This window comes from Mucilaginibacter sp. PAMB04274, assembly GCF_039634385.2.
Taxonomy (GTDB): domain Bacteria; phylum Bacteroidota; class Bacteroidia; order Sphingobacteriales; family Sphingobacteriaceae; genus Mucilaginibacter.
Genome location: NZ_CP155081.2, coordinates 743,724 through 755,604, shown reverse-complemented (window position 1 = coordinate 755,604; position 11,881 = coordinate 743,724). Strand labels below are relative to the sequence as shown.

12 protein-coding genes are annotated in these 11,881 nt (G+C 43.7%); all 12 read left to right on the top strand.

Annotated elements, in window-relative coordinates:
• Window positions 1–172 precede the first annotated feature (172 nt).
• The 12 genes from pdxA (at window position 173) to ABDD95_RS03115 (ending at window position 11,881) form a co-directional block, all read left to right on the top strand.
• Window positions 173–1,228 (top strand): 4-hydroxythreonine-4-phosphate dehydrogenase PdxA, encoded by a 1,056-nt coding sequence (gene pdxA, locus ABDD95_RS03170; RefSeq protein ID WP_345950451.1) that lies wholly within the window; start codon window positions 173–175, stop codon window positions 1,226–1,228.
• Window positions 1,229–1,325: 97 nt separating this feature from the next.
• Complete coding sequence (locus tag ABDD95_RS03165; protein ID WP_345950450.1) at window positions 1,326–2,507, top strand: DUF5009 domain-containing protein; 1,182 nt, start codon at window positions 1,326–1,328, stop codon at window positions 2,505–2,507.
• Between the two features lie 108 nt (window positions 2,508–2,615).
• Window positions 2,616–3,137 (top strand): DUF177 domain-containing protein, encoded by a 522-nt coding sequence (locus ABDD95_RS03160; protein WP_345950449.1) that lies wholly within the window; start codon window positions 2,616–2,618, stop codon window positions 3,135–3,137.
• Between the two features lie 17 nt (window positions 3,138–3,154).
• Window positions 3,155–3,346, top strand: a complete 192-nt coding sequence (gene rpmF, locus ABDD95_RS03155) for a 50S ribosomal protein L32 (protein ID WP_345950448.1) — start codon at window positions 3,155–3,157, stop codon at window positions 3,344–3,346.
• Window positions 3,347–3,361: 15 nt separating this feature from the next.
• On the top strand, window positions 3,362–4,300 hold the full coding sequence (gene plsX, locus ABDD95_RS03150; protein ID WP_345950447.1) for a phosphate acyltransferase PlsX: 939 nt from the start codon (window positions 3,362–3,364) through the stop codon (window positions 4,298–4,300).
• A 14-nt stretch (window positions 4,301–4,314) separates the two neighbouring features.
• A complete protein-coding gene (locus ABDD95_RS03145; RefSeq protein ID WP_345950446.1) occupies window positions 4,315–5,304 on the top strand; it encodes a beta-ketoacyl-ACP synthase III in 990 nt (329 codons plus the stop codon).
• Window positions 5,305–5,382: 78 nt separating this feature from the next.
• Complete coding sequence (gene accB, locus ABDD95_RS03140; protein WP_345950445.1) at window positions 5,383–5,862, top strand: acetyl-CoA carboxylase biotin carboxyl carrier protein; 480 nt, start codon at window positions 5,383–5,385, stop codon at window positions 5,860–5,862.
• An 88-nt stretch (window positions 5,863–5,950) separates the two neighbouring features.
• Entirely contained in the window at window positions 5,951–7,291 is a 1,341-nt protein-coding gene (gene accC / locus ABDD95_RS03135) for an acetyl-CoA carboxylase biotin carboxylase subunit (protein ID WP_345950444.1), read from the top strand.
• A 71-nt stretch (window positions 7,292–7,362) separates the two neighbouring features.
• Window positions 7,363–8,235, top strand: a complete 873-nt coding sequence (gene tatC, locus ABDD95_RS03130) for a twin-arginine translocase subunit TatC (RefSeq protein WP_345950443.1) — start codon at window positions 7,363–7,365, stop codon at window positions 8,233–8,235.
• Between the two features lie 39 nt (window positions 8,236–8,274).
• Window positions 8,275–8,709 (top strand): ribose 5-phosphate isomerase B, encoded by a 435-nt coding sequence (rpiB, locus tag ABDD95_RS03125; protein WP_345950442.1) that lies wholly within the window; start codon window positions 8,275–8,277, stop codon window positions 8,707–8,709.
• A gap of 83 nt (window positions 8,710–8,792) precedes the next feature.
• A complete protein-coding gene (locus tag ABDD95_RS03120; protein WP_345950441.1) occupies window positions 8,793–10,340 on the top strand; it encodes a M28 family peptidase in 1,548 nt (515 codons plus the stop codon).
• 149 nt (window positions 10,341–10,489) lie between these two features.
• Window positions 10,490–11,881, top strand: coding sequence for a LutB/LldF family L-lactate oxidation iron-sulfur protein (locus ABDD95_RS03115; protein WP_345950440.1), 1,392 nt, complete (start codon window positions 10,490–10,492; stop codon window positions 11,879–11,881).

The following is an 11,881-nucleotide window of genomic DNA, read 5'->3' as shown; positions in this document are numbered from 1 at the left end:
CGCTCCTATGGTAAACATTATTACCAAAAATCCTTTATTTGCATCAATTACGTGTTTGGTTGTTTATTATGATTACTTGCTTAATTGCATAATGATTACATCATTTCTCAATAACCAACCGGCTAATCAGTGAAATCACATAACTATAAGTGAAATCACAAAACATATTATTATGAGTGAGAAGCTTAAAATAGGAATCAGTATTGGTGACGTTAACGGCGTTGGCCTTGAGGTTATCATCAAAACACTGGCAGACTCCCGCATATTTGATTACTGTACACCTATTGTTTATGGTCATACTAAAGTAGCCTCGTTTCACCGCCGTACAGTTCAGGTACACGACCTTAATTTTAATGTAATTGATAGCCCGGCTAATGCGCATCACAAAAAAGCCAATATTATTAATTGCTGGGAAGAGGATGTAAAGATTGAACTTGGTGCAGCTAACGAAACAGGAGGAAAATATGCTTTCCTGTCGCTGCAAAGAGCTACAGATGATTTAATTTCTGGTCATATAGACGCGCTGGTTACAGCGCCTATTAATAAGGATAATATCCAAAACGAGGAATTTAACTTTCCGGGCCATACAGAGTATTTGCAACAGCGAGATAACTCGCCCGAAGTACTTATGTTTTTAGTGAGCGATACCTTACGGGTAGGCGTAGTTACCGGGCATATCCCAGTAGCGCAGGTGGCACAAAGTATAACTGCCGAAAAGATACTGGCTAAGCTAAAACTAATGAACACCAGCTTAAAACAGGATTTTTGGATTCGTAAACCTAAAATTGCGGTGCTTGGTCTCAACCCCCATGCCGGCGATAACGGCCTTATTGGTAACGAAGAAAAAGACATCATTATGCCCGCGTTGGAAGAAGCACGCGCTAATGGCATCTTAGCCCTGGGGCCCTACCCTGCTGATGGCTTTTTTGCCAACGGCGCCTACATGCAGTTTGATGCAGTACTGGCCATGTATCATGACCAGGGATTAATTCCGTTTAAGCAAATTTCGTTTGAGTCGGGTGTAAACTATACAGCAGGCTTAAGCTTTGTACGCACTTCGCCCGATCATGGTACAGCTTATGATATAGCCGGAAAAAATAAGGCGTCAGAAGTATCTTTCCGTGAAGCCTTGTTTCAGGCTATACACATTGTAAAACACCGTAGGGAAACAGCCGTCTTAAATGAAAATCCGTTGCAGTTTAGCAAGCTGAGCCGCGACAGAGATTAGCTTTTTAACAACATTGCCGCCTTGCGGTGGCAATGTTTGCGCCATGCAGCCGTTACTAAAAGGTATCAGTTGTCAATATTAGCACTTCTACCACATAATGAATAACCAATATATCCGGGTGCGCTCTATAGACGCCTTCCGTGCGGTTACCATGTTCCTGATGATTTTTGTAAATGATTTGGAAGGTGTACCCAACGTACCGGAATGGCTAAAACATGCCGGCGAAAACGTTGATGCACTGGGCCTGGCCGATGTTATCTTTCCTGCATTTTTATTTATTGTTGGTTTATCCATACCGTTCGCTTTTCAAAACAGGCAAAGCAGCGGCGGGCGGGTTCCTTACCGTATAATAACGCGCTCACTGGCACTCATCCTCATTGGTTTTTTCCATGCCAATATGGAAACTTATGATGATGTTACTACACTTTTGCCCAAACCTGTTTGGGAAAGCCTGCTTACTTTTAGCTTCTTTTTCCTTTTTCTGGACTATCGCGACACCTCAAAATTAACACGCAACGTGTTACGAGGCTTCGGTTTGGTCCTGCTGGTCACCATGTCGGCCTTATACCGCAGTAATGACCCTAACCATTGGCAGTGGCTGCATTTTAGCTGGTGGGGTATTTTAGGTTTAATTGGCTGGTCGTACATGATTTGCGCCCTTATTTATCATTACTCTAAAGGCTTATTGTGGATACAAGCCGCCGCCTGGGTTATCTTCATTCTTATCAATCTCGACTTTCATTTTGGCTGGCTGCCGTTTTTAATGCAGTTAAAAAGCTATTTTTGGCTGGCCGGCAACGGCGCTATGCAGGCATTTACCATGGCTGGCATAGTGGTATCGGTTATGTACATGCGCTTAATGAAAAGCCGCGAGCTTAACCTTTTATGGCCCGGTATTATCTTATTAGCCATTATACTTGCTAACCTGGGCTTTATTGTACGTTACGTAAGCGGCGGTATTTCCAAAGCACACGATACACCATCATGGGTACTCATATGCACTGCCATAAGTTTGGTAGCTTATATCGCATTTTTGTTTTTGGTAGATGTAAAACAGCGCTATAACTGGTTTAAGGTAATTGAACCGGCAGGCACCAACACATTCACCTGTTATTTAATTCCTTTTATCTTTTATCCTATTTATGGTATGCTGGATGTGGGATACCCCGAGTACCTGAGCGAAGGCACCGGCGGCTTAATTAAATGCCTGGTATTTTCGTTTGTTATGATATGGGTTGCCGGCCTGCTCGATAAGGTTAACGTGCGGCTAAAAATATAACTAACTTTGGCCTCAGCAAATATGCGCTTAAACGGTGTGTCCGGAATTTGAAAAAACACTTTCCCATTACATTATTTTTCCCTACATTTGCGGGCTAATTATCGCTCATTGAAATCGTTAAAGACATATTCGATACCTTTTACCGGCCTTAAGCTGGGCAAGCATCAGTTTGAGTATGTAATTGATAGTGAATTTTTTAAAGAGTTCGACTACTCGCTGGTAAAAAAGGCCAATTTACAATGCCAGGTGGAGCTGGATAAGCAGGAAACTATGCTTATTTTGAATTTCCACATTTTTGGCAACATTGATTTACCTTGCGACCGTTGTTTATCCGAATATCCGCAACCGATGGATATACATGAGCAGCAGGTAGCAAAATTTAGTGAAGAGGAGATTGATGCAGATGAAGAAATTATAACCCTGACTAAGAATGAGACAGAAATCAACATTTCAGGGTTGATATATGAATATATTAACGTTGCCGTTCCGTTCATTGCAACATGCGGTAACGAAGGCCAAACGCCTTATTGTGATAAAGATATGCTTGATCGTTTAAATAAACTATCGGGCGGTGATGAACAAGAGAAAAGTGCCGACCCACGCTGGGACGCGCTTAAAAAGTTAAAATGATATAATACTAAGAAGTTATGCCAAATCCAAAACGTAAGTTCTCCAAATCAAGAACTGCTAAACGCAGAACGCATTATAAAGCAGAAGCGCCTACTTTAACTACATGTGCCACTACTGGCGCTGTGCATTTACCGCACCGCGCTTATACTGTTGATGGTAACCTTTACTACAACGGTAAATTACTGATTGAAAAAGCTGCTACTGTTTAAGCCTAATTTTCTGCAATGAAGATAGGCTTAGATATTATGGGCGGCGATTATGCTCCAAAAGCCGCTGTTTTAGGAGCAATCGAAGCTTATAAAGCTTTACCAGGCAATCAAACCCTGGTACTGGTAGGCGATAAAGATGTTGCTGTAAGTATTCTTCAGGAAAATGATTTCAATCCTGATCACTTTGAGTTTATACACACAACCGAAGTGATTGGAATGGGCGAGCACCCTACCAAGGCTATTACACAAAAGCCTGGTTCGAGCATTGCCACTGGTTTTAGGCTGTTAAAGGAAGACCATATTCAGGCCTTCTCATCGGCAGGTAATACCGGAGCTATGCTGGTGGGCGCTATGTTCAGCGTAAAAACTATTCCGGGTGTTATTCGTCCGGCCATGACAACCATTGTACCCAAACTGAAAGGCGGTTTGGGTATTTTGTTGGATGTAGGTGCCAATGCCGATTGTAAGCCAGATGTGCTACTGCAGTTTGGCGTATTGGGCAGCCTATTGGCCGAACATGTTTATCACCTTGAAAACCCTAAGGTTGCGCTGATGAACATTGGCGAAGAGGAAGAAAAAGGCAATATGCTTTGTCAGGCCACCTACCCGCTTATGAAAGGCACATCGCTGTTTAACTTTGTGGGCAACGTAGAGGGCCGAGACCTTTTTGGCGATGCCGCCGACGTATTTGTTTGCGATGGCTTTACGGGCAATGTTATCATAAAAATGGCAGAGTCCTATTACGTAATAGCCCGCAAAAAAGGATTCAACGATGAATTTTTTAACCGTTTCAATTACGAACAATACGGAGGCAGCCCTATTTTAGGTGTAAATGCACCGGTGGTTGTAGGGCACGGCATTTCCAGCCCCGAAGCTATTAAGAACATGGTACTCCTGTCGCTCAATATGGCCGAGAGTAACCTGGTTGAAAAGATTAAACAGGCTTTCGTTTAAAACTAATTAGATAAATGCATAAACTACAGGCTGCAATTACCGCTGTACATGGCTATGCACCCGAATATGTGCTCACTAACCACGAGCTGGAAGCATTGGTAGATACCAATGACGAGTGGATCACCACCCGCACCGGCATTAAAGAGCGTCGTATACTAAAAGGCGAAGGCACCGCTACATCCGATTTGGCTGTGCCGGCCGTTGAAGGCTTGCTTAAAAAGCGTGGCATCGGCGCCGAAGAAATTGACCTGATTATTTTTTGCACTACCACCCCCGATATGCCTTTCCCTGCTACGGCCAATATATTGGCCGATAAAATTGGCGCTAAAAACGCCTGGGGTTATGATTTGCAGGCGGCCTGCTCGGGCTTTGTATTTGGCTTGGCCACCGGCGCTGCATTTATAGAAAGTGGCAAGCATAAAAAGGTATTAGTAGTCGGCGGCGATAAAATGTCTTCGATTATCGATTATCATGACCGTGCCACCTGTATTATTTTTGGCGATGGTTGTGGCTGCGCCCTGCTTGAACCTAATACGGAAGGTTATGGCGTGGTTGATTCGGTGCTGAAAAGCGATGGCTCGGGGCGCGAATTTTTACACATGAAAGCAGGTGGCTCATTACGCCCAGCAACGCATGAAACCGTGACCAACCGCGAACATTACGCTTACCAGGAAGGTAAAACCGTATTTAAATTCGCCGTTACCAACATGGCCGACGTTGCTGCCGAAATAATGGAGCGTAACAACCTGGTTGCCGATGATATTGCCTGGCTGGTACCACACCAGGCCAACAAGCGTATTATCGACGCAACCGCAAGCCGTATGGGCATTAGTGATGAAAAAGTAGTAATTAATATTGAACGCTACGGCAACACCACCAACGGTACTATACCCCTATGCCTTTGGGAATGGGAAAGCAAGTTTAAAAAAGGAGATAACATTGTGCTGGCTGCCTTTGGAGGCGGCTTCACGTGGGGCTCTCTTTATTTAAAATGGGCTTACTAATTTTGGAAACAATTTTTATTTAATTTGTTATAACTTAGGTTTTTAATTTTCATTTTTAAAACCCAACTACACCTAAATATGGATATTAAACAGATACAAGATCTTATCCGCTTCGTTTCAAAATCTGGCGTAAACGAAGTATCCATTGAACAGAACGATTTCAAAATCACCATAAAAACCAATCAGGCACCAACTATAGTTAATGCAACTATTCCTACAGGTCAACCTGCCGTACAAGCGGCAGTGCCAGCTGTACCGGTAGCTACTGTACATACACCAGCTGCAACAGAGGCTCCGGCCGCTGCTGATGTATCTAAATATGTAACTATCAAATCGCCTATGATTGGTACTTTTTATCGTTCATCATCACCAGATAAGCCTTATTTTGTAAACGTTGGCGACGAAATTCAGGCTGGCAGCGTACTTTGCATTATCGAAGCCATGAAATTGTTCAATGAAATTGAATCAGAAGTATCTGGTAAAATTGTGAAAGTTCTGGTTGATAACTCATCTCCGGTTGAGTACGACCAACCCTTGTTTTTAGTTGAACCTATGTAAATATGCAAATGTGTGAATGTGCAGATGTGCAAATGAAATCAATCATCTGCCTGTCTGCACATCTGCATATCAGCACATCTAAAAAGACATGTTTAAAAAAATTCTGATTGCTAACCGGGGCGAAATAGCCCTGCGCATTATCCGTACCTGTAAGGAAATGGGCATAAAAACGGTAGCTGTATATTCAACCGCAGACCGCGACAGTTTGCACGTACGCTTCGCTGACGAAGCGGTATGTATTGGTCCGCCGGCAAGCCGCGATTCTTACTTAAATATACCAAACATTATTTCGGCAGCTGAGTTAACCAATGCTGATGCCATACATCCTGGTTACGGTTTCTTATCTGAGAATGCCAAGTTTTCGGCCATCTGCGCCGAGTACGGTATCAAGTTTATTGGTGCCACAGCCGATCAGATTAACGACATGGGCGATAAGGCAGCAGCCAAAGCAACCATGAAAAAAGCCGGTGTACCTACTATTCCGGGCTCTGAAGGCTTGCTCCACGACGTTAAAGAAGGCATACAAATAGCCAACAAAATAGGTTACCCGATTATACTGAAAGCTACCGCTGGAGGCGGCGGCCGTGGTATGCGTATTGTTTGGAACGATATGGAGTTTGAACCCGCCTGGGATTCGGCCCGTGCCGAGGCCGGCGCTGCCTTTGGTAACGATGGTATTTACCTGGAAAAATTTGTTGAAGATCCACGTCACATCGAGATACAAGTAGTAGGCGATCAGTATGGTAAAGTTTGCCACTTATCTGAACGCGATTGCTCTATCCAGCGTCGTCACCAAAAACTGGTTGAAGAATCGCCTTCGCCTTTCATGACCGAAAAACTGCGTAAAAAAATGGGTGAAGCTGCCATTAAAGGCGCCAAAGCTGTTAGATACGAAGGAGCTGGTACTATAGAGTTTTTGGTTGACAAACACCACAACTTCTATTTTATGGAGATGAACACCCGTATACAGGTGGAGCATCCGGTAACCGAAGAGGTGATCAATGTGGACCTTATCAAAGAGCAGATTAAAGTGGCAGCAGGTACACCTATATCGGGCAAAAATTACGAGCCTACTATGCATGCTATTGAGTGTCGTATTAACGCCGAGGATCCGTTTAACAACTTCCGTCCTTCGCCAGGCAAGATCACCAATTTTCACTCGCCGGGTGGCCATGGTGTTCGGGTTGATACGCACGTTTACAGTGGTTATGTAATTCCACCGAATTACGACTCCATGATAGCCAAACTCATTTGTGTTGCACAAACCCGCGAAGAAGCTTTAAATACCATGGAGCGTGCACTAAGTGAATTTGTAATCGAGGGTATCAAAACAACTATTCCATTCCACTTACAGTTGTTGCAAGATCCTAATTTCAGGGCTGGCAACTTTACTACCAAGTTTATGGAAAGCTTTGTGATAGCCGAATAATTTTCATGAAATAAAATTAAACTACAATACCATTCGTATGTAATACAGAATGGTATTTTTGTTTGCAGTACATGAGCGATAATAAGATAATAAAAGCAATAAAGGATAAGAGTAAAGACCTTGAGGTCGAAATGTCGTTTTTTGACCATATTGAGGTGCTTCGCTGGCACTTGATACGTGCGTGTATAGCAATCCTCATATTTACTTCCCTGGCCTTTTATTATTATGATTTCTTATTCGATAAGATTATCATGGGCCCAATGCGCCCTGATTTTTGGACCTACCGCATGCTATGTAAACTGGGCGATTACCTCAACCGCCCCGGTTTCTGCGTAAAAGAAATTCAGGGAAAGATCATCAATACTGAAATGGCCGGGCAGTTTACGCTGCAAATAAATTCGGCGCTTATAGTAGGTGTTACCCTCGGCTTTCCCTACCTGCTTTGGGAAATATGGCGCTTTATTAAACCGGCCCTGCATGATAATGAACGCAAAGCGGCTTCAGGGTTTGTGTTATATGCTTCATTGCTGTTTATACTGGGCATTCTGTTCGGTTACTTCATTATAGCGCCCGAGTCGATAAGCTTTTTGGCCGGTTATAAAATCAGCGATATTATAGAAAATACGTTTACTATCGATTCATATCTTTCATCAGTAGCTACGCTTACATTAGCTACTGGTGTAGTATTTCAGTTGCCAATCCTGGTTTATATCCTATCAACATTGGGTATCCTTACCCCCCAGTTTATGCGTTCGGGACGCCGCTATGCCATTGTAGCTATATTAATTATTGCGGCAGTTATTACCCCTACGCCCGATATGATGACCATGGCCATTGTTAGTTTACCGCTGTTTGTGCTTTATGAAGTGGGCATTGTTGTAGCCGGTTCGGTTGAACGACGTAAGCTCAAAAAGCATAGTGAGGTGATGAAGACCGGAAATTAAACAGGTGATAGAATCTTTCCTGTCAATTCTATAAAATTCATGAATACAGAACTTAAAATAGCCATAGGCTCCGATCATGCCGGCTTTAAGTATAAACAAGCCTTACTAGAGTGGTTGCCTCAAACTGCTATTAAGGATTTCGGCACTTACTCAACCGATTCAACCGATTATCCTGATTTTGCACACCCTGTGGCATCAGCTGTTGAGAGCGGTGAATTTGATTTTGGCATTCTCGTTTGTGGTAGTGCCAATGGTGTAGCTATCACAGCCAATAAACACCAGGGTATACGTGCCGCTATATGCTGGCAGCCCGAGTTGGCCAGTTTAGCACGCCAGCATAATAATGCCAATATTGTTTGCATACCCGAGCGCTTCATATCACTTGCCGATGCCAAAGCCATTGTAGAGTTGTTTTTAACAACCCAATTTGAAGGTGGCCGCCATGCTACACGGGTTGGTAAAATGTCTTGTTAGCATTTTATAAAAGTCACGCATTTGTTGCTCATGCAGTTGGTAAAGTTTCGTTACCTTGCTGCTTGTAATTGTTGTATTTGAAAATGAGAAAAACATTATTATGTAGCGCTGCCTTAGTTGCAGCACTGGGGGCATGTGCCCAAAAAAATACCACTGCGGTTAAATATGCGCAGTATATAACTGTTGCCGATGCTAAAAAGCACTTAAGCATTATCGCTTCCGACGCTTTTGAGGGTCGTGAAACCGGCAAACCAGGCGCTGACAAAGCAGCCGCTTACTTGGCTGGCGAGTTCAAAAAGATGGGCCTTCAGGCTCCGGTTAATGGGTCATATTTTTTGGATATACCTTTAACCAATACAGCTTTCACTCTCAAATCGGTTACCTTAAACGGCACCACGCTTACTTATGGTAAAGACTATACATCGATGGGTGGTACAGGCACACAAACTGTAAAAGCCAGCGAAGTAGTATTTGTGGGTTATGGTACCGAAGCGGAGTTAGCCAATGTTGACCTTACCGGCAAAGTAGCCTTAGTTATAGCCGAGCCTAAACCAGGCACCACCGTTGATAATTCCAATCCTCGTGCAGCCATGATGGCCTTTACACGTTTGGTACAAGGTATACGTGCAAAAAATGCAGCTTTAGTACTTGCAGTTGGCACTGTAACTCAAGGCAGCATGGCCGGTAAGCAAAGCGAGCGTATAACGCTTAAACAAGCTAACCCACGCCCTATCACGCCGCGTCCACTGGCACTGACCATTACATCTGCCGTTGCCGACCAGTTGCTTAAAGCAAGCGGTAAAACTTATGAGCAATTAAAAGCTACAACTGCTATACAAACCGTTAAGGCTGATGTTACAGCCGATTACGAAACTGTAGTAAAAGATGCCAAAGCAGTTGATGTTTTAGGCTTTTTACCAGGTTCGGACGCTAAATTAAAGGAAGAAGTTTTAGTTTTTTCGGCACACTATGACCATATTGGCATGGAACCCGAAGGTACGCCTGGCGACCGCATTAACAACGGCGCTGATGATGACGGTTCGGGTACTACCGGTATTTTGGAGATTGCCCGTGCATTCACACAAGCAAAAAAGGACGGTAAAGGCCCTCGCCGCAGTATCCTGTTCCTGGGTAACGTAGGTGAAGAAAAAGGTTTATTAGGTTCAGAGTATTACTCGGAGCACCCGGTATTTCCATTGGCTAATACCATTACCGATTTAAACATTGATATGATTGGCCGCCGCGACCCTGCTCACGAAAAAACACCTGATTATTGCTACCTGATTGGTTCTGATAAACTGAGCACCACGCTGCACAAGATCAGCGAGAATGCTAATAACACTTACACCAAGTTAGCGGTAGATTATAAATATAATGACCCGAAAGACCCTGAGCGTATTTACTACCGCTCAGATCATTATAACTTTGCGAAGCACGATGTGCCAATCGTATTTTATTTTGATGGTGTACACGCCGATTATCACCGTGTAAGCGATGAGGTAGATAAAATCGACTTTCCATTATTAGTTAAACGCGCACAGCTGGTATTTTATACCGGTTGGGATTTAGCCAACCGCGATGAACGCCCCGTTGTTGATGTGAAAAACGACATGCCGGCAAACAGAAATTAATGAATGTGTGAGTTGGAATGAATGAAAAGTTAACCGCTCAAACATTTTTGATCATAAAAAGGCAGCTTATACAAACTATAAGCTGCCTTTTTCTATTTTAACTACTCATTTATTCACTAAGTACTCACTCACCAATTATATTTGCGGATATGGGAAGCACGGCCGAGAAATTTTTGGTGGATTCGGAAGAGAAGGCATTCAACCCTGAACATCGCCAGATTATTAATTATAACATGGGCAAGTACCACACGGCAGTTGCCCGTGGCACTGCCCGTTTAGTCAATTTAGAAACGGCTAAGCGTAAAGCACACGTAGTAAAATGGCGGGTGATGGAAAACCTGGACAAGTTTTTACCCGAGTTTGAAGCTAATTTTCAGCGCCGTGGTGGCAAGGTAATCTGGGCCAATGATGTAGCTGAGGCACAGCAGGAAATACTTAGTATTCTGCAAAGGGCAAACGCTAAAAAGGTGGTCAAATCCAAAACTATGGCTACTGAAGAGATTCATTTAAATGAGTTTTTGGAGCAAAACAACATAGAGTCGTTAGAAACCGATTTGGGTGAGTACATTGTACAATTGCTTGGCCAAAAGCCTTATCATATTGTAACACCGGCTATGCACCTCTCTAAAGAGGATATAGCCAAACTGTTCCATGAAAAATTTGGCACTCCCATAGATGCCACACCCGAGCAACTTACGGCCAAAGCCCGCGAATTACTGCGCGACAAATACCTTCAGGCTGATGCAGGTATTACCGGCGCCAACTTTCTGATATCAGACACGGGCAGCATTGCCTTAAGTGAAAACGAGGGTAACACCCGCTTAAGCACTACCTTTCCTAAAATACATATTGCCGTTGTAGGTATTGAGAAAATTATACCGTCTATTGCTGATCTCGACCTGTTTTGGCCACTCTTGTCCACTCATGGCACCGGGCAAAACCTAACCGTATACAATACTATTTTAACGGGTCCGCGCCAGCCGGGCGAAAAGGATGGACCGGAAGAAATGTATGTAATATTACTGGATAACGGCCGTACCGATTTGCTTGCTCAGAAAGACCAGCGGCAGGGTCTGTACTGCATTAGATGCGGGGCGTGCTTAAATGCCTGCCCGGTGTATCAAAATGTGGGTGGCCATACCTATAATACCACCTATAGCGGGCCTATTGGATCGGTAATTACACCGCATATGAAAGGCATGGAAGAGTTTAAACACTTAAGCTATGCCTCCAGTTTATGCGGGCGTTGTACCGAGGTATGCCCTGTTAAAATTGATATTCACAAAATGCTGTTACTTAACCGGCGTGATGCTGTAAAATCGGGCGTGGTGAATACGGTTGAGAAGTGGAGCTGGGCCGGCTGGAAAAAAGCTATGCTAAGCCGTAAACTAACCGATTTTTTCGGCGGTAAAATGAAGAACTTTTTATTGCGTACTTTCTTCAAAAAATCATGGGGGCATCACCGCGAAATGCCTACCGTAGCCGAAAAATCATTTGCACAACGCTGGGCCGAAGAGCACAACCAAACCGAAAAAGATTGA

Excerpts from the sequence above, each read along its gene's own strand:
- pdxA (WP_345950451.1), top strand. The coding sequence starts at position 173 with ATGAGTGAGAAGCTTAAAATAGGAATCAGTATTGGTGACGTTAACGGC.
- ABDD95_RS03165 (WP_345950450.1), top strand. The coding sequence starts at position 1,326 with ATGAATAACCAATATATCCGGGTGCGCTCTATAGACGCCTTCCGTGCG.
- rpmF (WP_345950448.1), top strand. The coding sequence starts at position 3,155 with ATGCCAAATCCAAAACGTAAGTTCTCCAAATCAAGAACTGCTAAACGC.
- plsX (WP_345950447.1), top strand. The coding sequence starts at position 3,362 with ATGAAGATAGGCTTAGATATTATGGGCGGCGATTATGCTCCAAAAGCC.
- ABDD95_RS03145 (WP_345950446.1), top strand. The coding sequence starts at position 4,315 with ATGCATAAACTACAGGCTGCAATTACCGCTGTACATGGCTATGCACCC.
- accB (WP_345950445.1), top strand. The coding sequence starts at position 5,383 with ATGGATATTAAACAGATACAAGATCTTATCCGCTTCGTTTCAAAATCT.
- accC (WP_345950444.1), top strand. The coding sequence starts at position 5,951 with ATGTTTAAAAAAATTCTGATTGCTAACCGGGGCGAAATAGCCCTGCGC.
- tatC (WP_345950443.1), top strand. The coding sequence starts at position 7,363 with ATGAGCGATAATAAGATAATAAAAGCAATAAAGGATAAGAGTAAAGAC.
- rpiB (WP_345950442.1), top strand. The coding sequence starts at position 8,275 with ATGAATACAGAACTTAAAATAGCCATAGGCTCCGATCATGCCGGCTTT.
- ABDD95_RS03120 (WP_345950441.1), top strand. The coding sequence starts at position 8,793 with ATGAGAAAAACATTATTATGTAGCGCTGCCTTAGTTGCAGCACTGGGG.
- ABDD95_RS03115 (WP_345950440.1), top strand. The coding sequence starts at position 10,490 with ATGGGAAGCACGGCCGAGAAATTTTTGGTGGATTCGGAAGAGAAGGCA.